This is a genomic window from uncultured Acetatifactor sp. (assembly GCF_948601915.1).
Classification (GTDB): Bacteria; Bacillota; Clostridia; order Lachnospirales; family Lachnospiraceae; genus Acetatifactor.
Genome location: NZ_CAPDXS010000026.1, coordinates 20,479 through 44,722, shown reverse-complemented (window position 1 = coordinate 44,722; position 24,244 = coordinate 20,479). Strand labels below are relative to the sequence as shown.

The following is a 24,244-nucleotide window of genomic DNA, read 5'->3' as shown; positions in this document are numbered from 1 at the left end:
CGCGGGCTGCGGCTCCAGGGCCTACACCTTCATCTGGGGCATGGTGGGAGAGAACCAGGACTTCGATGACATGGACGGCATCGCCATGAAGGATTTGATGTAGAATATGCAGCCATGGTCATTGCGCGGGAATCATTTCGGTAAAAACACCGGGAAATTATAATTAAGAATTTCGGAAAACAAAATTTATATGGAAAACTGCTGAAAAAAAGGGTATACTCAGAGGAGAGGAGAAACAAAAAATGTCCGAATTCACGAATTTCTCACTGGAAGGAAAAGTAGCATTGGTAACGGGAGCCTCCTACGGCATCGGCTTCGCAATCGCTTCCGCCTACGCGGAGTGCGGGGCCGTTATCTGCTTCAACGATATCAATCAGGAGCTGGTGGACAAGGGGCTGGCGGCCTATGAGGAGAAGGGCATCAAGGCCCACGGCTATGTCTGCGACGTCACCAATGAGGACGCGGTAAACGCCCTGGTGGCAAAAATCGAGGCGGAGGTAGGCGTCATCGACATCCTGGTGAACAACGCGGGCATCATCAAGAGGATTCCCATGACCGAGATGACGGCGGCCCAGTTCAGGCAGGTCATCGACATCGATCTGAACGGCCCCTTCATCGTATCCAAGGCCGTCATTCCTTCCATGATTAAGAAGGGCCACGGCAAGATCATCAACATCTGTTCCATGATGTCCGAGCTTGGCCGGGAGACAGTGTCCGCTTACGCTTCCGCCAAGGGGGGACTTAAGATGCTGACTAAGAACATCTGCTCCGAGTACGGCCAGTACAACATCCAGTGCAACGGCCTTGGACCGGGCTATATCGAGACACCCCAGACCGCGCCATTGCGGGAAGTGCAGCCGGACGGCAGCAGGCATCCTTTCGATCAGTTCATCTGTGCCAAGACCCCTGCCAACAGGTGGCTGAAGCCCGAGGAGCTCACCGGCCCCGCCGTGTTCCTGGCATCCGAGGCCTCCAATGCGGTGAACGGCCACATCCTGTACGTGGACGGCGGCATCCTGGCTTACATCGGCAAGCAGCCGCAATAAAAGTGTGTGAGTCTCACACAGAAGAATGCCCAAAGTGCGGGCATTCTTCAAGCGCGACTTTTGCGCTTTGTTTTGCACCAAGCTGCTAATAGTTATGTGAAGGAGGGTTCTATGAAAATCGCATTGATTAATGAGAATAGCCAGGCGGCTAAGAACGAGCTTATCTGCTCCACCCTGAAGAAGGTGGTGGAGCCTATGGGACATGAGGTGTACAATTACGGCATGTGCGGCGCGGAGGATCCCAATTCCCTGACCTATGTCCAGAACGGTATCCTGGCGGCGGTGCTGCTGAATTCCGGTGCTGCTGATTATGTCATTACGGGCTGTGGCACCGGGGAGGGCGCCATGCTGGCCTGCAACTCCTTCCCCAAGGTGCTCTGCGGCCATATCGAGTCCCCGCTGGACGCCTATCTGTTCTCCCAGGTGAACGACGGCAACTGCGTGGCCCTGCCCTTCGCCGAGAACTTCGGCTGGGGCGGCGAGCTGAACCTCCAGTATATCTTTGAGAAGCTGTTCTGCGCGCCCGGTGGCGGCGGATATCCCCCTGAGAGGGTGGAACCAGAACAGCGCAACAAGAAGATTCTGGACAAGGTCAAGGAGATCACCCACACGGACATGGTGACCATCTTAAAGAACCTGGACAGGGAGCTGGTGAAGGGAGCCCTTTCCGGCGGGAAGTTCCAGGAGTACTTCTTTGAGAACTGCAAGTGCGGGAAAATCGCGGAGGCGGTGAAAGAAGTCCTGGCATAAATGAAAAACAGCTAAAAAATATACGCCAAAGCCCAGAAGGAAGAGATTTCCGGGCTTTGGCGCACTGTGCGTGCCAGGGGCGACGCCGTTGCCGTCCCACAGCGGCTCTGTGCGAAAACAGACTAGATTCCACAGGTGCGGGCTGCCGGGAGCCTGCGGACTGAGACAGGGCAGTTTCCGGCAGCGGACTGGGGAGGGCGGATGTACCCTGCATGAGAAGCGGAAAGTGTTTGGCAATAAATCATATCAAATTAGCATGCGAGTCATGCGGAAAAGAGGGAAAATGAACGCAGTATTAGAGCAAATCAGCAAAATCGGCATCGTGCCCGTCGTGAAGATCGACCGGGCGGAGGATGCGCTTCCGCTGGCAAAGGCCCTGTGCGCGGGAGGGCTTCCCTGTGCGGAGGTGACCTTCCGCACGGACGCGGCTGCGGAGGCCATAGGGACCATGACCACGAATTTCCCGGACATGTGCGTGGGAGCCGGGACTGTGCTGAACGCGGAGCAGGTGGACGCTGCGGTGGCGGCAGGCGCGAAGTTCATCGTCAGCCCGGGACTGAATCCCAGGACGGTGAAGTACTGTATCGAGAAGGGTGTGCCCATCACCCCCGGCACCTCCAGCCCCTCCGACATCGAACAGGCTATCGAGCTGGGGCTGGATGTGGTGAAGTTCTTCCCGGCGGAGCAGTCCGGCGGCCTGGCCAAGATTAAGGCCATGGCGGCGCCCTATGTGAACATGAAGTTCATGCCTACCGGCGGCATCAATGCCAAGAACCTGACCTCCTACCTGGATTTTGACAAAATCATTGCCTGCGGCGGCTCCTGGATGGTGCCCGGTGACCTGATTAACGCGGGAGAGTGGGACAAGATTGAACAGCTCACCAGAGAGGCCGTCCAGACCATGCTGGGCTTCGAGCTGGTGCATATCGGCATCAATTCGGAGAGCAAGGAAGAGGCCGACAAGACTGTGAACCGCCTGGCATTCCTGTTCGGTCTGCCTGTGAAGGTGGGCAGCGGCGGCAGCTTCGCGGGCACGATCGCGGAGGTGCTGAATACCCATGGCAGAGGGACCCACGGCCATATCGCCATCCGCACCAACTATATCGAGCGGGCCATCAATTATATGACCACCGTGCTGGGCGCGGAGTTCCATGAGCCCATCCTGCGCCCTGACGGCAAAATCAACGCCATCTATCTGAAAGAGGAGATTGGAGGGTTTGCGGTGCATCTGCTACAGAAATAAGCGAAAAAGATTTTCTATGCCCGCAAAGAGGACGCAAGGCATATCTCTTTGGTGCGGATGAAAACGCCGCAGGCGGCATGGGCGGATATGCAAATGTTTCAGATATGGCAGTAGGAGTTTTGAGATAAGAAAGGATACAGACATGGCTAAAGTGATTACGATGGGTGAGATCATGCTGAGGCTGTCCACCCCCAATTTTGAGAAGTTCATCCAGGCAGACGAGTTCGACATCAACTATGGCGGCGGCGAGGCCAATGTGGCAGTGTCCCTGGCCAATTATGGCCACGACGCGGAGTTCGTCACGGCGGTCCCCGACAATGAGATCGGCGAGTGCGCGGTGGCTGCCCTGCGCAAGTACAATGTGGGCACGAAGCATATCGCCAGGTGCGGAGAGCGGCTGGGCATCTATTATCTGGAGAGCGGCTCCTCCATGAGGCCCTCCAAGGTGGTCTACGACAGGGCCCATTCCTCCATCTCTACCGCCACGGCAGCTGATTTTGATTTCGATGCAATCTTCCAGGGGGCTGACTGGTTCCATTTCACCGGCATCACCCCCGCTGTGTCCGATGCCGCAGCCGTCCTTACCGAGGAAGCCCTGAAGGCGGCCAAGAAGCACGGCGTGAAGGTGTCCGTGGATTTGAACTTCCGCAAGAAGCTCTGGTCCTCCGAGAAGGCCCAGAAGGTCATGAAGAACCTGATGCAGTATGTGGACGTGTGCATCGGGAACGAGGAGGACGCGGAGCTGGTGCTGGGCTACAAGCCCGGCAAGACCGACGTCACCAGCGGCGACCTGGAGCTGGTCGGTTACAAGTCCATCTTTGAGCAGATGGTGGCCGACTACAACTTCGAATACTGTGTGTCCTCCCTGCGGGTGAGCCATTCCGCCTCCGACAACGGCTGGTCCGCCTGCATCTACTCCAGGGATACCAAGGAGTTCTACCACTCCAAGGAGTACAGCATCCATCCGATTGTGGATCGCGTGGGCGGCGGCGACTCCTTTGCGGGCGGCGTCATCTGCGGGATGCTGGACGGCAAGGATTTCAAGGCTGCGCTGGAGTACGGCGTGGCGGCTTCGGCGCTGAAGCACACCATCCCCGGGGATTTCAACCTGGTGAGCCGGAAAGAGGTGGAGACTTTGGCGGGCGGCGATGCCTCCGGGCGGGTGCAGCGCTAAGCAAAAAAGTATCAAAAAACGTACTCAGGGGTATACAGGACATGCTTTTTTGACGATATATAAATATAGAAGAGCTTATGCAGGGCTGCTGGGATAAAGATACCGGCGGCCTTGTGTGGTTACATTTACGAGAAGCATAAGGAGGATAAAAAAGATGGGTTCGTATTACAAGCATACCAGGACGGAGAGCGCCAAGGTGCCCTATTCCTTCCGGTGTGAGCAGTGCATGAAGGACAGCGGGACCAGACAGGCCACTATCGTCGGCAACGAGGCAGTCCACAACAGCATGTCCAGGAAAATTTCCCAGAAAGAGGAGGCTAATATGCAGAAGGAGGCTTTCCAGAAGCTGAAGAACGCTCTGCAGGAGGCCTACGAGAATGCCGAGGGGAAGCATATCTATGCAAAGGAGTTCAATGATATCTGCCCTCATTGTGGGAAGCCCCAGTCCTGGGCGGTGGCGAATCTGAAGAACAAGCTCTTCGAGAATTCCATCGTCAGCGTTATCGTGGGACTGATTTTTGCAGTGGGCAGCTATTTCTACATAAAGAGCGAGCCCGGCAGATTCGAGGAGTCCTGGCAGTTAGGGGTGCCTATCGGCATCATGGCCGTGGCCGTGCTCATCGCTATTCTGCTCTTCGCCATCAACATGGTGAAAATGAGCTCCAAGAACAAGAAGACGGCAAACGTGATGCAGAAGAACCTCCCCGACATCCAGTGGGATGCGGTAGAGGGCATGATCGATATGAGCAGGGTCTAGTATCCCAGTGCATGGTGTACTGGTCTCCCGGGGCGCGGGCGGCTGTCCGCGCCCTTTTGCCGCACAGGAAAGTTTTTCATGATGATTTTTTACAAGTTTGACACATCTTTATGATAGAATCGGTTCATGATAGAGGAAATCTGGTCAGGAGGTGGCGCTGTGACGGACATACTGGTGGTGGAGGACGATGAGGCGATTGCCAATCTGATCTGCGTGAGCCTAAGCGCGGAGGGCTACCGCTGTACCTGTGCCCGGGACGGCATGGAGGGCGCGGATTACATCGAGCGGCAGTCCTTCGACCTGGTGCTCCTGGACATCATGCTTCCGGAGGTGGACGGCTATGAGCTCCTGGAATACATCAAGCCCACCGGTACCCCGGTGATCTTCCTCACGGCAAAGGGCAGCATCGAGGACAAGGTGCGGGGGCTGCGGGCCGGGGCGGACGATTATCTGTCAAAGCCCTTCCAGATCGGGGAGCTCCTGGCCAGGGTGGAGGCCGTGCTGCGCAGGCTGGGAAAGGGAGAGCGGCAGCTGGAGGTGGGGGACGTGAGCGTCCGTCTGGATTCCAGGCAGGTGCTCAAGAGCGGCGTTGCCCTTACGCTGACGGTGAAGGAGTTCGACCTGTTAGTGGAGCTGATGCGGAACCGGAACATCGCCCTGTATCGGGAGCAATTGTACGAAAAGGTCTGGAAGGAGCCCTTCAACGGGGAGACCCGGACGCTGGACAGCCATATCCAGAGGCTGCGCAAGAAGCTGGGCTGGGAGGATCGGATCCGGACGGTGTTCCGGATAGGCTACAGGCTGGAGGGATAGCATGCGCCTCTTTACGAAAATCTTTTTATGCGGGACTTTGGTCTTAAGTCTGGCATTTTCTGTCTCGGGATATTTTCTGCTCCATTTTTCATGGGAAAGCAGCATGGCAAGGGAAGCGGATTTCGCTTTGAAGCAATACCAATACGACAAGTTCACCATCCAGTCGGCGCTGCTGACGTACACGGATTTCGAGATGTCCCTTGCGGTATCCTGGGAGGATGCCGCGGACAGGGGACAGATCACCACCTGGTGGGAGGATGCCCCTGGGGGGACTGTTGTCTCTTCGGGGGAGGAGGGGGAGAAGTGGTCCGTGAAGGGAGCGGAGCAGATATTTGACCGGGAATCGGCGGCGGAGCTGTTCCGTACCCTGGCGGAGGATGTGAGCCTGCCCGCGGCCTTCTTTACAGGGGACGGGACCCTTCTCTATTCCGGGATAGAGGGGCTGGACGCCTCCTTCCTGGAGGAGCTGTCGGAAGATGCCCATGTGTACCGGTTCCGGGAGACGCCGGAGGGGAGCTTCCTCCTGGTGGGAAGCGTGCTGGAGCGGGGAAAGCTGGAGCTGACGGCCGGGATATGGGACGAGGGGGACGTCGGAGATCAGGGGGCTGTGGAAGCCGAAGGCCGGGACAGGGAGGAGAACGGACCGGATGCGGCGCAGGCTGATGTACAGGCCAGACCGGATGCTGGAGCTGCGGCAGCTCCGGACGCGGCGCAGGCGGCTGTCCGGGGCATGGAGGAGGCCGGAAAGGAGGCCGACGCCCAGACCGCGGACCTGGGCACAGCACAGGAGGGGACATGGTATGAGACGGAAGGCGCCGCCCGGGACATTGGAGCCCCGGGGGACGGAATCCGCTTCGTGACCCAGTGGGATGTGAGCAAGACCGTGAGGCAGCAGGAGATCCTGCAGCAGTATTTCCTGCGCTGCTATTTGGCGGCGGTTCTGGTGGGGATGGGGCTGCTGGGGCTTCTGTCCGCTCTCCTGACAGGTCCCCTGAAGCGGATGTCCCGGGCGGCGGGACGGATGGCCCAGGGGGACTATGAGGAGCGCCTTGCCGTCAAGGGCCGGGATGAGATCGGGGAGCTGGCGGAGAGCTTCAACCGGATGGCGGAGGCCGTGGAGGAGAAGGTGGAGGCGTTGTCCAGGGCGGCCAGGGAGCGGGAGGATTTCGTGGCCAATTTCGCCCATGAAATGAAGACACCCATGACTTCTATTATCGGCTACGCGGATATGCTCTACCAGAGGGAGCTTTCCAGGAAAGAGGTGCGGGACGCCTCCTGGTACATCTGGAACGAGGGGATGCGTCTGGAGGCCCTGTCCCTGAAGCTGATGGACCTGACCGTTCTGGGGCGGCAGGACTTCCCTCTGCAGGAGATGGCCGCGGAGGAGCTGCTGGCGGACGCGGCGGGGGGCCTGGAGCCTTTCTTTGCGGAAAAGGGGGTGTCATTCGCGCTGTGGGCAGATCCGGCCTATATCCGGGTGGAGTACGACCTGTTCAAGACCCTGCTGATCAACCTGCTGGACAATTCCGTCAAGGCGGGCTGCACCAGGCTTGCGCTGTCAGGGACCCGGGAGCGGGAGGGGGGATACCGGATATGCGTCAGGGACAATGGCTGCGGCATGGAGGAGGAAGAGCTCTCCCGGATCACGGAGGCCTTTTACATGGTGGACAAGGCCAGGAGCAGGAAGCAGCACGGGGCAGGGCTGGGGCTCGCCCTGGCCGACAGGATCGCCAGGATCCACGGAAGCAGGCTGGAGTTTAGGAGCAGAAAGGGCCAGGGGACAGAGGTGAGCCTGCTGTTCTCCTGTGCGGAGACGGAGATGGTAGATGAAGAATAAAAGGAGTTTGCTTGTAAATCTGTCGGGCGTGGCGCTGGCGTTCGCCATCGCTTTCGGCGGAATCTTCGCGCTGTGGAGCAGGCTGGACAGAGAGCGGGCGCAGCTTCTGTCAGGGGGCGGGCAGGTAGGGATCCCGGCCGTGACTGATGCTGTGATGTCCCAGAGCATCGGCGTGGTGGACGTGAAGATAAAGGCGGCGGATTTAAGCCAGGAGGAGCTGCGCCGGGCGGTGCTGTGCCTGGAGAGCGCATCGGAGAAATACCCCCATGAGCCCGTGCCCGGGCAGCTGTCCATGACAGAGGCCACCCAGAGCGGCATGGTCTGGCTTGGGGATTTCCTGCTGCCCCGCCTGGACAGGGAGGGGATGATTCCGAAAGAATACAGGCTGAGCTGCTATCTCTGGGCCGATAGCCAGGCGGAGGCCGGCGAGGGGGCGGCGGATCCGCTGTCCGGCTACTGGGAAGTGTCCTTTGCCGGGGAGGAGCTGGATGCGGTGCTGTTCCTGAACGCTGTGACCGGGCAGGTGCTGCGGGCATGGATCGCGCTGCCGTATCCGGAGGGGGAGCATCCGGATGAGGAGCGTCTGACAGAGCTTTTGGAGGATTACGCGGATTCCTTTGGCGTGGAGGCCGGGTATGCGATTTCCATGGCGGAGGCCGGGATGTCCGATTCCGTATACGCGACGGAAAAACAGGGAACGGAGGGCGGCGGGACAGAAAGCGGCGGGACAGAAAGCAACGGGACAGAAAGCTTCGGAGCCGGAGACGGGGAAACGGACAGCCCCGGGCAGGGCGGCGGAGAGGGCTGGGGATTCCGGCTGCGCGTAGAGGATCAACGGATGGCGGTCTGCCTGGAGGCCGGGGATGCCGTAGACGCCGGGATGCCCCTGGCGGAGAGCGGGAAGGCCCTGTGCCTTGCCCTGTACCTGGAGACGAAGCCTCCGGAAGATTAAAGGCCCCCGGGGCTTTGTGAAAAAAATGTGAACCCTCCGGATTTTACAACTTAGGCACAACTCCTCCGCAGCTCCTTGACATCTGCCTGATATGATACGCGAAGCGAAGGAAAGACAGGTTCGCGGTAAATAAGGAATCGCGGGAAAGATGCGATTCCCAATAAAGTCAGGAGGTAACAGAGAATGGAGAAGCGGAAAAAGCGGAATGGGCGCGGCGTCAGGTGGATTGCCGCCCTGCTGCTGTCGGCGCTGCTGGCGGGCGCCCTGAGCGGCTGCGGCGGGAGCGCGCCGGGAGGAGACGGCGCAGGGGAAGGCGGCGCGGGAGGAGACGGCGCGAAAAGCGGCGCGGAAGGCTCCAAGGCGGCGGACGGGGGTTCCCCCGGACAGGACGGCAAGGGCAGATATGTGGAGATCCAGGAGAGCCTGCCGGAAGAATTGGACGGCTGGTCAATCGTACAGATCTATACGGCAGACGGGAAGCTCCGCCTCCTGGCCACCAAAGAGGAGGGCGACAAGGCCGTCCTGCGGGAGTGGGAGAAACAGGAGGAGGGCCTGACGGATGTGACCCAGAGCTGGCTGGCGGACATGGAATTCCGCTGTATTGGGGGCTGGCTGGATGTCCGGCTGGCCCAGGGAAAGGACGGCGGACAGTATCTGTATGCCGGCTACCTGGCGGAGGGCGAGGAAGACTACAGGGGGCATCTGTATAAAGCCGAGGGAGGCGCGGCGGTGGAGATCACGCCTCAGAAGTGGACAGTCCCCAATGAGGAATTCGGCAGCTATGAAATGGTACAGGGCCTGGCGGTGCTGGACAACGGCAATATAGTCGCCGTCTCCTACACCTCAGTGGACATTCTGTCAGGGGAAGACGGAAGCGTAATAGAAACCGAGAAGCCCGCCGTTTTCTATGAGGGCGGCGTGATAGCGGACGGAGAGAATGCCTATCTGCGGGCCTCTGACGGAGTCGGCGGCTATATCGAGAAGCGCCAGGGCGGCAAGGCCGCAGGCGCGGTGCAGATTCCCTATCCCGCATCCGATTCCGGGGCGTCCGAAAGCGGAGACAGGATGATGACCTTCAGCAGCAATGTCAGCCTGGCGCTGGCGGCGCTTCCGGACGGCACATTGATCGCCGGGAGCAAGGACGGGCTGTTCCGCATGGATCCCGGGGCTGAGCCGGGGCAGTGGGAGCTGCTTGTGTCCGGCCAGGAGACTGATTTCGCCATGTCGGATCTGTGGTGCACGGATTTCGCGGCGTTTGAGGACGGGAGCGTCTACGCCCTGTTCGAGTCGGAGGAGGGGCAGAAGCTGAACCGCTATGAGTATGACCCGGAGGCGGTGTCGGAGGTGACGGAGGTGCTGAAGCTCTATACCGTGTACGAGAGCTCCCTGCTGAACCAGGCGGCGGCCAAGTACCACAAGGCCCACCCGGAGGTGCTGATTGAGATCCATAACGTGTATCCGGCTTACTACCCGGACAGCGTTGACTACAATGCCGTGTACCAGGAGCTGAACACCATGCTCATGGGGGATGAGGCGCCGGACATCGTGATGATGGATCATCTGGACATGGATTCCTACGCGGACAAGGGCCTGCTGGCGGATCTGGAGGACGTGGTGGGCCCCATGGAGGAGAGCGGGGAGCTTCTGTCCAATATTACAGGCATATACAGACGGGAGGACGGCAAGCGGTACGTGGTGCCCCTGCAGTTCGCCATGGACCTGGCCCTGGGAAGGGACATTACGGTCCAGGATATGGCCACCATGGAGTCCCTGGCAGAGTTCCTGTCCCGGGCGGAGGAGCCCTATATGGCATCCCGGACGGTGGCCGGGCTGGTGGATGAGTTCTACCCCTATTTCTGCGCCGAGATCGTGGACGGCAAGCAGCTGGACAGGGAGGCTATGGGGAGGTATCTGGAGTACCTGAAAGCGATCGGGGACAACTGCGGGATTGTGGCGTCAAATCCTGAGGACGTCACGTCCTACGGCGTATTCGGCCTGGCCGGGAAGGCGAAGTTCGCCCTCAGCCGGATGAGCGGCTTTACGGACGGCATGCTGTCCATGTCCATGGTGGATTATATCAAGGGGGACTTCACGGCCTTTGAGAACCGCTTCGAGCCCCTGGTGCAGGCGGGAATCTGCGCCAAGAGCCGGTATGTGGACAGGGCGAAGGACTTCCTGCGGTTCGCCCTGTCGGAGGAGATCCAGAACCTGGAGTACAACGGCTTCCCGGTGAACCGCAAGTCCATGGAGCATCAGGCGATGAAGGACCGCTCGGAATTCGCCATGGTGACCTCCGTGGCAGGGGACGACGGCAGCTTTGTAGAGTTCGAGAGCGAGCCCTACTCCAAAGAGACGGCGGACCGGCTGGTCGCCCTGTGCGAGGGGCTGGATAAGCCTGTGGGAGAGGACGCGAAGATCCGGGAGGTGCTGATCGAGGCCCTGGGCGGCTATCTGGAGGGCTCCCGGTCCAGGGAGGATACCGTACAGAAGATAGAAGACGGCCTGAAGATGTATTTAGCGGAATGAGATGGAAACGTATTGAAGTAGATTGAAACATATTGAAACATATTGAAGCTGCCCCGTCATGATTTCGAACCTGGAATCTGGCGGGGCATTTTAGTAAAAAAAGTAAATTAACTCTTTATCTTCCGTCCGAAATAGTATATACTGATAGCACATGGAAAAACGTGAAAGTCAATCCGGCAAATTCAAGGAAAGAGAGGAATGGAAATATGTACGATTTTTCTATCGGCGTAATGCTGGAATCCTTCCGGCTGCCCACTCCGGTGGCGCTTAAGAAGGCAAAGGAGATTGGCGCGACAGGCATACAGATGTACGCGGTGGACGGCGAGCATGCCCCAGAGCAGCTCACAGGTGGGAAGAGGAGAGAGCTTCTGGACATGGTGAAGTCGGAGGGGCTGGTGTTCTCCGCCCTCTGCGGGGATCTGGGAAAGGGCTTCCACAATGCCGAGCTGAATCCGGGACTGATTGAGAGGTCCATGCGGATTTTGGATCTGGCCAAGGATCTGGAGACGGACATCGTCACCACCCACATCGGCGTAGTCCCCGCGGATCCTGGCCATGACCGCTACAAGATCATGCAGGAGGCATGCTTCAAGCTGGCCGAGTACGCGGATTCTCTGAACGCGCATTTCGCCATCGAGACAGGACCCGAGGAGTCCGCTACATTGAAGCAGTTCCTGGACGGCCTCCACTCCACCGGCGTTGCGGTGAACTTAGATCCCGCCAACCTAATCATGGTCACCGGCGACGACCCTGTGCAGGCGGTACATAATCTGAAGGACTATATCGTGCACACCCATGCCAAGGACGGCGTACGCAACTACTACCGCGACCCCGAGGAGGTCTATGGCCTTGTGGAGGCTGAGATGCTGGCCAGCCCTTCCTTCGCGGAGCTTCCCCTGGGACAGGGCGGCGTGGACTTTGGGAACTATCTGAAGGCCCTGGACGAGATAGGCTATCACGGGTTCCTGACCATCGAGCGCGAGGTGGGCGACGACCCGGAGAAGGATATCCGCCTGGCCGTAGATTTCCTGAATGGTTTGATGAGGTAAAATAGGAAGCGCAGCGACTTATACTGCATAACGCTGAATACTGCCTAATGCAATCAAGCGATTGAACCAGTCAGCGTTATGCAGTCTGGTTTCACGGCAAGTGAAATCGTTAAGCAGTATAATACAATAGAAAGCAGGCTTTCTATTGTCATGAATAGGAGGACTTCGAGATGAAATTTTCTGTCAGTGTATATAGCTTCATGCAGTATATCCAGGACGGCAGGCTCACGCCCTTTTCCTGCATCGAAAAGGTAAAGGAGATGGGCTTCGATGCAATCGAGTACGTGGACTTCGTGTTCCCCAAGGATGAAGACCCGGCAGAGTACGCGAAAAAGCTCCGGGCGGAGGCCGACAGGGTGGGCCTGGCCATCTCCAACTATGCCGTGGGAGCGGACTTGTTAGGAGGCAGCGAGGGCAATCTGGAGGCCGAGGTGGAGCGCCTGAAAGCCCAGGTGGACATCGCCGCCATCTTGGGCTGCCCCACCATGCGCCATGATACGATATTCGCGATTCCGAACAGAACCTACCATGGATACGACAATGTCCTGGAGCGCCTGGCAAAGGGCTGCCTGGCCGTGACGGAGTATGCGGCACAGAAGGGCATCAAGACCATGACGGAGAACCACGGCTTCATCTCTCAGGACAGCCTGCGGGTGGAGAAGCTGATCAACACGGTGGCCAACGATAATTTCGGCCAGCTGGTGGACATGGGCAACTTCCTGTGCGTGGACGACGACCCGGTGACGGCGGTGGGCAGATGCGCACCCTACGCATTCTACGTCCATGCCAAGGACTTCATCGTCAAGAGCGGCCAGGCGGCCGATCCGGGCCAGGGCTTCTTCCTCTCCAGGGGCGGCAATTTCCTGCGCGGCACGGTGGTGGGACACGGAGACGTACCTGTAGTACAGTGTCTGCGGGCCCTGAAGGGTGCAGGATATGACGGATACATAGCCATCGAATTCGAGGGCATGGAGGACTGCCTGAAGGGTGTGGCCATCGGCCTGGAGAACCTGAGAAGATACGTGGCGGAAGTGTACGGAGCGTGAGGAGGCTGCCCGAGGTACAGGCATTCTTCCGGGCTTGCGGCAGTTTGACGACAGCCGGGCCGGCGCATATGGAAAGGGGCTGCCGCTTTGCGGCGGCCCTGATTTATGACGGCGGCTGACAGCATAGGAGGAGACCATGGAGTGTTATAAATTCAAGCGGGCCCAGGCTGTCTGGGCCAGGGGCCGTGAGGAGGAGATGAACTGCGAGCTGGCCTTCCGGGCGGTGATCCCGGCAGGGGCCGTGGAGCTGCACCTGGCGGCTTCATCGATATACCGCCTCTGGATAAACGGCAGGTTCGTGTGCGCGGGCCCGGCCAGAGCGGCCCACGGATTCTACAATGTAGACGAGATCCCCCTTTCCGGGAAGCTGACCCAGCCGGAGAACGTGGCTGTGATAGAGGTGGTGGGCTATAACGTGAACAGCTTCGACACCCTGGATCAGCCCGCGTTCCTGGCGGCGGAATACCTTCAGGGAGGCCAGGTGATTGCCTGCACCGCGGGGGAGGGGCTGAACATACATGAGCTGAAGCAGAGGGTGCAGAGGGTGCAGCGCTACAGCTTTCAGAGGGCCTTCGCTGAGTGCTATCGCCTGCGGGCGGAGAACAGAAGCTTCTATACGGAAAGCGCCTGGGAGAATCCGCAGCAGCCCCTGAACCTCGCCGTCCAGCCCGGCAAAAGGTTCCTGCGGCGAAGCGTCAGGATGCCGGAGTTCAAAAGGCTCTCCGCCAAAGCCCTGGTGGAGACAGGCCGCGTGGACTTTCAGCCAATCATGCCGAAGCCCGTGCTCTCCTGGGAGACAAAGAGCTTGGGGAATACGCTGAAAGGCTACCTTTCCCAGGAGCTGGAGGAGCGGCTGTCGGACGAGGGCCAGAGCATGGCCTTTTTGCCGTCACAGACGGCTTTGCCGGGCCAGCCGTTCCCGCTGCCCCTGGAGAACGGCTACGGCCTGTACGAGCTTCCCTTCAACGCCACAGGCTTCATCCGCCTGCAGGTGAGCTGCCAGCACCCCTGCACCGTATACCTGATGTTCGACGAGGTCTTGCTGGACGGAAAGCTGAACTTCCTGCGTATGAACGCCTACAATCTCTTCAAATACACCCTGGATCCAGGATGCCACGATATCCTGACCTTTGCGCCCTACACCATGAAATACATCCAGATAGCCGTAAAAGGCGAGGCCGTGCTGGAGGAGCTGGGCCTGGTGGAGTACAAGCACCCGCCCGTGCCCCGCAGGGTGAAGCTTTCCGGGGACATGGAGCTGGAGAAGATTTGTCGGGCCGCCCGGGAATCCTATCTCTCCAACGCCGTGGACGTGTTCATGGACTGCCCGTCCAGAGAGCGGGCAGGGTGGCTCTGCGACAGCTTCTTCACGTCCCGGGTGGAGCATGTGCTCACCGGGGAATGCCTGGAGGAGAGGGCTTTCCTGGACAATTTTCTCCTGGCGGAGAAATTCGATTATCTGCCGGAGGGGATGCTCCCCATGTGCTACCCGTCCGACCACAATGACGGCCTCTTCATCCCCAACTGGGCCATGTGGTTCGTGCTGGAGCTGGAGGAGTACCTGGAGCGCAGCGGGGACAGGGAACTGATTGACCGGGCGAGACCCCGGGTCATGGGACTGGTGGACTACCTTGCCCCCTTTGAGAACGAGCACGGCCTGCTGGAGAAGCTGGATGGATGGGTCTTCCTGGAGTGGTCGAGGGCCAATGATCCCGACGTGGTGCAGGACGTGAACTTCCCCACCAACATGCTGTACATGAGGATGCTGGAGGCTGTAGCCGCCCTCTACGGGGAGGAGGGCCTGCGGGAGAAGGCGGCGTGGATGCGGAAAGTCATCAGAGAGCGCTCCCTCCAGGGCACATTCTACACGGACAATGAGCGCAGGACGGAAAGCGGCCTTGAGAACCCGGGCAACTGTACGGAGGTCTGCCAATACTACGCCTTCTTCACCGGCACGGCCACCAGGGAAGAGGACGGCGCGCTGTGGGAGACGCTGCTGCGCGGCTTCGGCCCAAGGCGCAGGGAACTGGGGCTCTACCCGGAGGTGGCCCATGCCAACGCCTTCATCGGCAACTACCTGCGCATAGAGCTGCTGTACCGGGAAGGCCTGTACCAGGATGTGGTGGACAACATCCGCGGATACTTTGCCAAGATGGCCGACCTGACAGGCACCCTGTGGGAGAACGATACCCCCTATGCCAGCTGCAACCACGGCTTCGCGTCCCATGTCATCTACTGGCTGGCGGGAATCTACGGAGTGGAGGAGGAAAAGCCATCCGCCGCCACATAAACGGCAGAGCGAAAAGTAATAAACGGCGAAAGAGGTAAAAAGAGGAGGAGAGCAGGTTGAAAAAATATATCTTAGAGGCATGCGTGGATTCCCCGGAATCCGCGGTGGAGGCCGCAGGGGGAGGGGCAGATCGGCTGGAGCTGTGCGCCAACCTGATCATCGGCGGCACCACCCCGGAGCAGGCATTGTATGAGAAGGTCAGGGAGCTGACGGACACCAGGATCCATGTGCTGATCCGCCCCCGGTACGGGGACTTCCTGTACACGGAGCATGAGTTCGGCATCATCCTGCGCAGCGTGGAGCTGTACAGGCGACTTGGCGCGGAGGGCGTGGTGGTGGGATGCCTTTTGCCGGACGGCTCCCTGGACACGGAGCGGATGAAGGCCCTCAGGGAGGCGGCGGGGGACATGTCCATGACCCTTCACCGGGCCTTCGACATGTGCGCGGACCCCTATGAGGCCCTGGAGCAGGCCAAGGGCCTGGGAGTCCAGACCATCCTCACCTCCGGCCAGAAGGCCGACTGCACACAGGGGCGGGAACTGATCGGCCACCTGGTGCGGGAGAGCGCCGGCCAGGTGGACATCATGGCGGGGGGCGGCGTGGACGCCGCCGTGATCCGGCAGATGGTTCCCGCCACGGGGGCATCCAGCTACCATATGTCGGGGAAGACGGTGCTGGACAGCGGCATGGCCTACCGGAAGGAAGAGGTGTCCATGGGCGTGCCGGGGCTGGGGGAGTACGAAATTTTCCGCACTGCCCGGGAGAAGATCCGTGCGGCCAGGCAGGTGCTGGACGAGGCTTCACGGCCGCAAACCTGACATCGAAAAAAGAATGGAGGAAAAAGGGATGCTGAAAGGAATACCGAAGATTTTGTCACCGGAGCTTTTGAAGGTGATGTGCGAGATGGGGCATGGAGACAGGATTGTAATCGCAGACGGGAACTTCCCCTCCGAATCCGTGGGGAAGGACGCCAAAGTGATCCGCATGGACGGGCATGGGGCCTGTGAGGTCCTGGAGGCCGTGCTGGAGCTGTTCCCGCTGGACACCTATGTGGAGAAGCCCGTGAACCTGATGGAGGTGGTGCCCGGGGACAAGGTGGATACCCCGATCTGGGGGGAGTACGAGAAGCTTGTAAAGGCCGCCGACGCCAGGGGGCCGGAGGCCATCGGCCACATTGAGCGGTTCGCCTTCTATGAGGAGGCCGCAAAGGCGTATGCCATCGTAGCCACCGGGGAGGGCGCGCTGTACGCCAATGTCATGCTGCAGAAGGGCGTAGTCTGAGGGGAAGGGGCTGTCGTATATGTACGGCGGCCCCTTTTGAAATATTTGACATTTTGGCTCCGCTGTTCTATGATGAATTTATACACAACAGCGACATGGATAAGGAGAACACACACATGGCAGGAAAGGATGCAAATGAAATTACCTATGATTCCATGACAGGGCTGAAGGACAGGGTGACCTTCTTCGCGGATGTGCGCAGAAGCGCCGCTGCCGGACAGGGCAGGCATATGGTGCTGATACAGCTGACTCAGCTCATGCGGATCAACCGGAAGCATGGCGCCACGGTGGGGGACGGGCTGCTTCGGGCCATAGCGGAATACCTGCGCGGGGTGGATCCGGCATACAGCGCCTACCGGATCGCCAATTCCCGGCTGACGCTCCTGGGGCCGGAGGACGACAGGATCCGGGTGGAGGAGCTGACGGCGCGGATCCAGAAGCGGTTCCAGGAGCCCTGGCCCATAGAGGACAGGGGAGAGCTGCACGAGGTCCAGGCGAAGGCTTTCGTCGTCCACTTCCCGCTGAAGCTGCGGGATACGGAGAACGACCTGGTGGACAAGATGAACTACGCGGTCTCCGTGTTCCAGGACAAGGCCAGGGAGGGCGTGCTCTTTTTCGGCGAGGGGCTGAACGAGGACATGCTGCACAGGCGGTACGTGATGGAGGAGGTCCGGTACGCGGTGGAGCAGGGGACCTTCCAGATATACTACCAGCCTATCTATGACTGCGGGGAGGGAAGGTTCACGTCGGCGGAATCGCTGGTCAGGCTGGTGACCAGGGACGGCGCTTTCCTCTCCCCGGGAGAGTTCATCCCCATGGCGGAGGAGAACGGGCTGATCGACGGGATCAGCTGGATCGTGCTGGAGAAGGTGTGCCGCTTTCTGGGAGGGCATCCGGGCCTGCCGATCGGGACGGTGTCGGTGAACATGACGGGCCAGCAGATTCTGGATTCTACGTTCATCAGGCGCATCGAGGAGAACCTGGAGAAATACCGTCTGGACGGCTCCCGCCTGCGGATCGAGATTACGGAGAGGACTGTGACGGACGACTTCGCGGAGGTCAGGAAGGTGATGGAATGCCTGGCCCTGAAAGGAATCCACTTTTACCTGGACGATTTCGGGACAGGCTATTCCAATCTGTCCAGCGTGCTGGCGCTGCCCTTTGAGGTGATCAAATTCGACCAGTCCCTGATACGGATGATGGTCGAGACGGACAAGGGGCTGAAGACGATCGGTCTGCTGGCGGAGATCATGCATGAAAATGACTGCAGCATCGTGGCAGAGGGCGTCGAGACGGAGGTTCAGGTGCGGAGCGCGCAGGAGCGCAGGCTGGACAGGATTCAGGGATTCTATTATGCCAAGCCCATGCCGGAGGAAGACCTGATGGTGTTTCTGGAGAACATGCGGAAGAACAGATAGGGAGGTGCCGGGATGAAGTTCATGCCTAAGACATTGGACTATGAGTTGAGCCCCTATACAGGATTGACGCGGGAGAGCTGGCTGGAGGCGGGCATATACATGCTGGAGGGGATTTTTTCAAATATAGGCGATTTCCAGAAGCCGGTGGTCATGCCCAGGAAGGAGACGGAGATCACTTATCCCCACCAAAAGGATTCCCGGGAGGCCCAGGCCATCCAGCGCACTGCGGAGGTGTTCGAGGGGCTGACGCGCTCCTTCTTCATCGCGGCCCCTGTGATGGCCAATATACCGGATCTGCGGGTATGCGGATATCCGTGCGCGGAATATTATAAAAATCAGGTCCTGCGGGTGTGCACCAAGGGGGATCCGCTCTATGTGGGCACCTATGAAGATCAGCAGCGGATCGCGGGAGACGGGGATTCTTTCCGGACCTTCCAGCAGACCGTGGAGACCTGCGCTCTGGTAATCTGCCTGTGGGTCAGCAAAAAGCAGATTTGGGATACCTATACGAAGGCGGAGAAGGACGTAATCGCGGCGTTCCTGGACAGCTACGCCCACGCCGGCACCGTGCCCCAGAACTGGCGGCTGTTCAACATGCTGGACATGGCGTTCCTGCATATGGAGGGGTATCCCATCCAAAGGGACATCATGCGCGACCATGCCCAGGCCGTTTTGGCCTACTATGCCGGGGACGGCTGGTATCGGGACGGGCATTCCTTCGACTACTATTCCTGCTGGGCCTTCAATGTATATGGGCCTATCTGGAATTTATGGTACGGGTATGAGAACGAACCGTACATTGCCAGACGGTTTGAAGAGAATTCCGATAAGCTGATGGAGACCTACGGGGACTTCTTTGACAGGGACGGCTGGACGAACATGTGGGGGCGAAGCAACATATACCGCAACGCCGCCACCAGCGCCTTTGACGGGAACCTGATGATGCCCCGGGGGAAAGCCAATCCCGGGAGGGCCAGGCGGATTTCCTCGGGATCTCTGATGCAGTTCCTGGGCAGGGAGGACTTCCTCTACCAGGGGGTGCCCACTTTGGGCTTCTACGGGCAATTCTCGCCGCTGGTGCAGGGATACTCCTGCGCGGAGTCCCCGCTCTGGCTGGGCAAGGCCTTCCTGTGCCTGCATCTGCCGGCGGAGCATCCTTTCTGGACGGCGAAGGAGAATAACGGTACGTGGGAAGAGCTGGGAGAGAAAGAGGTCAAGGTGACCTGCCTGGACGGCCCGGCCCTGTGCTTCTCCAACCATCAGGCCAACGGGGAGACCATCCTGCGGACGGGCAAGGTGGTGAAGCGCCCTGGGGACGTCCACGGGATGTGGAACTACTCCAAGCTCTGCTACAACACCAAGTATCCCTGGGAGGCGGAGCCCGATGGGCTGGGGACAGCGACAGGAGGGCAGACGGAAATGCCGCAGGGACGAAGCGGCAGGGAGGCAGGAGAGCCGAAAAGCATTGAGGCCGGGCGAAAACAGGCTGCGGGGGAAGGAGATTTTGCCGACGAAGACATTGCCTGGGTGGAGGCCCAGCAGTACGTGCTGCGGGACGGCCCCGCATCGGGGAGGGCGCAGGCCGGGTCTGCGGCCCGGACAGAAACGCCCCAGTCTCAGGCATCAAAGCCGGCAGAGGCAATGTCCGGCGAAAAGCCTGCATCTGCCAGGGCCAATGTCACGTTCTGGCACGGACAGCGGGACGGCATCCTGTACCGCAGGCAGTTCTTCGGCTACAATCTGGAGACGGAGTGCCACTGGATCCAGGCCATCAATCTGGCGGACTTCGCGGTGCCCTACGGCATCCTGCGGGTAGACAGGCTGCGGCTGTACAAAGCGCCGGTGCGCCTGTCCCTGGGCTCCTACGGCTTCCCGGACAACGGCACGGAAATCTTCGAGGAGACCTGCGGCGGCGCGAAGGCCATCATCTTAAAAGGCCGGGATGCCACAGGCCGGGAGAAGCAGATGGCCATGACCATCTTCGACGGCTGGCAGGAGCTGTCCCTGATGCGCAGCAGGGGAACGAACCCGGATTCCGAGAAGTCCCTCGTCCTGTACGCCTCCATGGAACGCAGGAAGCACTACGGCGGCTTTGAACCCTATGTACTGATTTCCCAGGTCATCACCAAGGAGAGCCATGAAGACTTTCGCCGGGAGGAGCTGTTCCCCGTGGAGGAAGTGTCCTACGCGGATCCGGAGAGGTGCGGCAGCTTCGGGCCGGTGGCCCTGCGGATGAAGGACGGCAGCGTGAGGGTGGTGGACTTTGACGGAATCGAAGGCCGGATGGAGCTGTAATGAAGGGGAGTCTTGTGATATGCGGCATGGACAGATGGGCTGTACAGGGGCATCTGTGCAGAGGTTTTATATGGGTGAGGGGGAAGGGGTATGGCATCAATGGAACAAGGCTGCATCGATATATCAATTGGTATAGGTGGCCACCTTTTTGCCATAGCTGCCGATAAATCTATTGAATGGGGATATGAAGGAGCTGTTCATGGATTTGCCGCAAATAAAGAACTGTTAAGGCATTATGTGGATGTATTCCATGCGGAGTATCTGGGGATGCTTCACCAATATCAGTTTTTTATCGATGAGGAACAGGCAAAAAGTTTACTGGAGGTGTATCATTATGAATGGAATGCGACCTAAATTCTTGGAGAATTCTATTGTGAAGCGGGGGTACTATGAACAGCCAAGCCCATATGTCAATGCACCATCTTGTCATGTAAACTTGCTTGAATTATCAAGATATGCGAAGAAATGTGGTAAGAAGCTGGCAGAGCTTACACGGGAAGAAGTTAAAAAAATTTCGATTTGACAGAGGAGAAGAGGACATGTTGGACATCTTATTTGTGACGGATTTTGTATGCCCCTATTGCCTGGTGGCAAAGGTGGCGCTGGAGGAGGCCCTGCGGGAGACGGGGCTGGAGGCCCAGGTTCGGGTGCAGCCCCTGGAGCTGACGCCGGAGCCCAAGGAGCGGGTGGACACCTGCCATGATGAGGAGCGCAAGAAGCATTACCAGATTCTGGTGGAGCCCGCCAGGGCCCTGGGGCTCGACATGAAGCTGCCGCCTGCGGTCTGCCCCAGGCCTTATACGCGGCTTGCATTTGAAGGGCTGTATTATGCCCAGGAGAAGGGGCTGGGGGAGCGGTATGCGGATCTGGTGTACCGGGCCTATTTCGAGAAGGAGCTGGACATCGGAGAGCTGGAGGTGCTGTGCGGCATAGCGGGAGAGGCCGGGCTGGACGTGGAGGGCTATAGGGGAGCGCTGCTCCGGGGAACCTACACGGATAAGGTGAAGGAGGAGACGGCGTACTCCAGGGACGTGCTGCAGGTGTCCGGCGTCCCCACGGTCTATCTGGACGGGAAGCAGGTTGCCGTGGAGACTTATACGAAGGAAGAGATGATTCAGATTCTGCAGCAGGGGCAGGAGGCCTCCGGCGGCGGATTCCATTGCGGCGTGGATGGCTGCGGCTGAGGCGGCTCCACCGTGACGCATTTCGGCCGGCTTATGATTTCGCCTGTGCGAATATGGATAGATCACGCATCCGCCCGGTAAGTGGCCGGTGACACGCCGAAATGCCGTTGGAACAGATGGTAGAAATGGCTGCTGTTGTGATAGCCCGCGGCAAGGGCGATGTCCCTGACGGAAAGCCGGGTATCTCTTAACAGCCTGGCGGCATGCTGCATGCGGATGTCCTGCAGGTATTCCCGGAAGGTGGTTCCCCGGTATTTCCGCAGCAGCAGGCTGTAGAAATTGCGGTGGTAATGGAAGTTCTCCTCCAGCCCGGCGGCGCTGACGGTGGCGGAATGGAGGCGGATGTACCGCTCCAGCTCATAGAGGAGGGCCCGTTCCTTGCTCTCCTGGTCGGAGCTGTGGAGCCTGGTGGAGTACCGGCGGCAGAGCAGGGAGAGGAGCCGCACCAGGCTGCCGCGGATGATGTCCTCACTGCCCGGGCCGGGGAAATAGTCTTCCTCTATCAGGGTCTCTAAGAGGCGGGAGAGCTGTAGATTGCCGCTGCCATCCGCGGCGAGGCCAGGAGCCTGGGCAGGAGAGGGTTCCCGGTCAGGGCGCAGGTGGATATAGCTCTGCTCCTTGCGCTGCTTTTGGAGCGCATGGAAGAAAAAACGCTGCAAATCGTCCTGGGAGCCATGGGAGGACAGCAATTGATCCAGATAGTCGGCCTGGAGGGAGAGGAAGAGCACCGCGGTGTCTGCCTCTCCCTCCAGCATATCCGCATGTTCCAGGTTCCTGTCGGTGATGACCACCTCCCCGGCGGCGAAGGTCCGGGGCTCGCCCAAGAGGATCTGCCTAAAGCTCCCTTTGAGGCATAGGAGTATCTCGATATAGTCATGGGTGTGGTAATGGCCCTGCCAGGGGAGGGTGCGGCGCATGTGGCGCATGCCTGCCCGGCTGAAGGTATACTCATTGCCCGCCGTGTCATAGAAGCACAGCAATGTGGAAAAGGGGGACTGGGTCTGGCGGATATCCAGAGCCGCGCTCTCCGGGAAGCCCTGCCCCGTCCATTGCTCCGGAGCCGTCTCCTCGCCGGAGAGGGCTTTTTTAGAGCCTGCGGGAAAATAGAAATCCTCATAGGCGGCAAGCCGTTCCGCCAGGGTGGGGAAGGCGGGGCGGATCCTGCGCAGGGAATCCTCAGTCAATTGCAAGCGCCAGTCAGCCATGGGTGTCTCCTTTCGAGTCTGCTTCGGTATGCGGGGACCGCGGGCGATCGCCATCGCCCTGGGCAACAGGATTTGATTCGGTATGCGGGGGCCCGCAGCCTTCCGCTCCCGGGAAGGGCAATGACAGGCCGTCCGGAAAATCGTGCAAATCGTCCCTCTCATCCATCATACAGCAGAATATCGTCCTTGTCAGCAGCTTTCTGATTTTTTATCATATACTGTAGACCGCCAGGGTTACTGTTCACTCGGTGCCGCCGCGAGGTGTTTTCATGCGTATTTTGCATGAAAATCCCGAGACAGCATGCGCCAAAATGAGCTCTTTTGCTCATTTTGTGTGCATCATGTTACAGTTTACGGCAAAGCCGTGAACTGTAACCCGCCAGGATTTACAGTGGTGTCTCCGGGAAAGTACTTGGCTGGCGGTCTGCAGTCGGGTTGCGCTGCAAATTTAACCGGTGCGCAGTATAAATAACAGAACAGGCACTGATCACAAATCGCCAAAAAGCAAAGCGAAGGAGGTATCTGCTGATGAAGCGGGAGAATTGGAACAGGGACTGGTATTTTGCCAAGGGACAGGGCGGCCTGATGCAGGACGGAAGGCGGGTGCAGCTTCCCCATGACTACATGATCGAAAGCGATGTGGAGGAATCTGCCCCGGCGGCAGCGGCCATGGGGTACTTCACGGGGACGGTGGGGACTTATACGAAGTATTTCCATGTGCCGGAGGAGTGGCAGGGAGAGCGGGTCTGGCTCCATTTCGATGGGGTGATGATGAACGCGTCCGTATCCGTCAACGGAAGCCTGGTGAAGCGGCACCACTACGGCTATACGCCTTTCTCCGTGGATATCACGGACGCACTGTATTTCGGCGGGGACAATCGGGTGACGGTGACGGTGAACCCCAGCATGCAGCCCAACTCCCGGTGGTACACAGGCGCGGGCATCTACCGCCGGGTGGAGCTGTCCCATGTGAAGCCCCTGCATGTGGAGCCGGACGGGATCTTCGCCTATACGAAGCGGATCGACTACGGAACCGGTGCAGAGGCCGGAAACAGTACCGGAACTGGTGCGGAGGCTGGGGAACCGGCGGGAGACCGGGGAAAACAGGGGAGGCCGGACCGGGCAGAGAGCGCCGGCGTCATGGTGGAGGTGACCCTGCGGAACCGGCTCGCCAGGGACCATCAGGTCAGGGTCAGGGCCGCATTGATTGAGGAGGGCCGGAAGGAAGGGGACGGACGGGACGTCTGCCTGGCAGACGGCAGGGCGGCGGGCCCGGAGGAGCGCCGGACAGGCGGGACGGCTGTGGACAGCCAACGGGCACATGGCGGGAAAGACGGCGGGACGACTGTAATGGCGCGTGATACCGTCCTCCTGGTAA

At 59.4% G+C, this 24,244-nt stretch carries 19 protein-coding genes and 1 pseudogene; 19 read left to right on the top strand and 1 reads right to left on the bottom strand.

Annotated elements, in window-relative coordinates; genetic code table 11:
• From Q2B33_RS24500 to Q2B33_RS06385, 19 genes and pseudogenes are all read left to right on the top strand, one after another.
• A pseudogene (locus tag Q2B33_RS24500) lies at positions 1-103 on the top strand (5-dehydro-4-deoxy-D-glucuronate isomerase); the annotation flags it as partial.
• 139 nt (positions 104-242) lie between these two features.
• Entirely contained in the window at positions 243-1,046 is an 804-nt protein-coding gene (locus Q2B33_RS06470; RefSeq protein WP_300783230.1) for a gluconate 5-dehydrogenase, read from the top strand.
• 111 nt (positions 1,047-1,157) lie between these two features.
• The gene (locus tag Q2B33_RS06465; RefSeq protein ID WP_300783232.1) at positions 1,158-1,796 is read left to right on the top strand and encodes an RpiB/LacA/LacB family sugar-phosphate isomerase; all 639 of its coding nucleotides are present in this window, start codon (positions 1,158-1,160) and stop codon (positions 1,794-1,796) included.
• 283 nt (positions 1,797-2,079) lie between these two features.
• Positions 2,080-3,039 (top strand): bifunctional 4-hydroxy-2-oxoglutarate aldolase/2-dehydro-3-deoxy-phosphogluconate aldolase, encoded by a 960-nt coding sequence (locus Q2B33_RS06460; RefSeq protein ID WP_296475239.1) that lies wholly within the window; start codon positions 2,080-2,082, stop codon positions 3,037-3,039.
• 142 nt (positions 3,040-3,181) lie between these two features.
• Positions 3,182-4,213, top strand: coding sequence for a sugar kinase (locus Q2B33_RS06455; RefSeq protein WP_300822789.1), 1,032 nt, complete (start codon positions 3,182-3,184; stop codon positions 4,211-4,213).
• 154 nt (positions 4,214-4,367) lie between these two features.
• On the top strand, positions 4,368-4,970 hold the full coding sequence (locus Q2B33_RS06450) for a hypothetical protein (RefSeq protein ID WP_296475234.1): 603 nt from the start codon (positions 4,368-4,370) through the stop codon (positions 4,968-4,970).
• A gap of 159 nt (positions 4,971-5,129) precedes the next feature.
• Positions 5,130-5,783 carry a response regulator transcription factor gene (locus tag Q2B33_RS06445; RefSeq protein WP_296475231.1) on the top strand — a complete coding sequence of 218 codons (654 nt, stop codon included), beginning with the start codon at positions 5,130-5,132 and terminating at the stop codon, positions 5,781-5,783.
• A gap of 103 nt (positions 5,784-5,886) precedes the next feature.
• A complete protein-coding gene (locus Q2B33_RS06440) occupies positions 5,887-7,620 on the top strand; it encodes a cell wall metabolism sensor histidine kinase WalK (protein WP_300769762.1) in 1,734 nt (577 codons plus the stop codon).
• On the top strand, positions 7,610-8,572 hold the full coding sequence (locus tag Q2B33_RS06435) for a hypothetical protein (protein WP_300769763.1): 963 nt from the start codon (positions 7,610-7,612) through the stop codon (positions 8,570-8,572). The genes Q2B33_RS06440 and Q2B33_RS06435 overlap by 11 nt, the downstream gene beginning before the upstream one ends.
• A 183-nt stretch (positions 8,573-8,755) precedes the next feature.
• Positions 8,756-11,098 carry an extracellular solute-binding protein gene (locus Q2B33_RS06430; protein WP_300783236.1) on the top strand — a complete coding sequence of 781 codons (2,343 nt, stop codon included), beginning with the start codon at positions 8,756-8,758 and terminating at the stop codon, positions 11,096-11,098.
• Between the two features lie 206 nt (positions 11,099-11,304).
• The gene (locus Q2B33_RS06425; RefSeq protein ID WP_296475222.1) at positions 11,305-12,147 is read left to right on the top strand and encodes a sugar phosphate isomerase/epimerase; all 843 of its coding nucleotides are present in this window, start codon (positions 11,305-11,307) and stop codon (positions 12,145-12,147) included.
• Positions 12,148-12,317: 170 nt separating this feature from the next.
• Entirely contained in the window at positions 12,318-13,193 is an 876-nt protein-coding gene (locus Q2B33_RS06420; protein ID WP_296475217.1) for a sugar phosphate isomerase/epimerase, read from the top strand.
• Positions 13,194-13,329: 136 nt separating this feature from the next.
• Entirely contained in the window at positions 13,330-15,483 is a 2,154-nt protein-coding gene (locus Q2B33_RS06415; protein ID WP_300571967.1) for a hypothetical protein, read from the top strand.
• Between the two features lie 56 nt (positions 15,484-15,539).
• The gene (locus Q2B33_RS06410) at positions 15,540-16,301 is read left to right on the top strand and encodes a copper homeostasis protein CutC (protein WP_300783238.1); all 762 of its coding nucleotides are present in this window, start codon (positions 15,540-15,542) and stop codon (positions 16,299-16,301) included.
• Positions 16,302-16,329: 28 nt separating this feature from the next.
• Positions 16,330-16,764 (top strand): RbsD/FucU family protein, encoded by a 435-nt coding sequence (locus Q2B33_RS06405; protein ID WP_300571965.1) that lies wholly within the window; start codon positions 16,330-16,332, stop codon positions 16,762-16,764.
• 116 nt (positions 16,765-16,880) lie between these two features.
• Positions 16,881-18,182 carry a GGDEF domain-containing protein gene (locus Q2B33_RS06400; RefSeq protein WP_300783240.1) on the top strand — a complete coding sequence of 434 codons (1,302 nt, stop codon included), beginning with the start codon at positions 16,881-16,883 and terminating at the stop codon, positions 18,180-18,182.
• A gap of 12 nt (positions 18,183-18,194) precedes the next feature.
• The gene (locus Q2B33_RS06395) at positions 18,195-20,477 is read left to right on the top strand and encodes a DUF2264 domain-containing protein (protein WP_300783242.1); all 2,283 of its coding nucleotides are present in this window, start codon (positions 18,195-18,197) and stop codon (positions 20,475-20,477) included.
• A 90-nt stretch (positions 20,478-20,567) separates the two neighbouring features.
• Positions 20,568-20,831, top strand: coding sequence for a hypothetical protein (locus Q2B33_RS06390; RefSeq protein ID WP_296475722.1), 264 nt, complete (start codon positions 20,568-20,570; stop codon positions 20,829-20,831).
• A 185-nt stretch (positions 20,832-21,016) separates the two neighbouring features.
• A complete protein-coding gene (locus tag Q2B33_RS06385) occupies positions 21,017-21,661 on the top strand; it encodes a DsbA family protein (RefSeq protein WP_300571962.1) in 645 nt (214 codons plus the stop codon).
• 62 nt (positions 21,662-21,723) lie between these two features.
• Here Q2B33_RS06385 and Q2B33_RS06380 read toward each other — a convergent pair whose 3' ends face one another.
• A complete protein-coding gene (locus Q2B33_RS06380) occupies positions 21,724-22,866 on the bottom strand; it encodes an AraC family transcriptional regulator (protein WP_300571961.1) in 1,143 nt (380 codons plus the stop codon).
• Positions 22,867-24,244 lie beyond the last annotated feature (1,378 nt).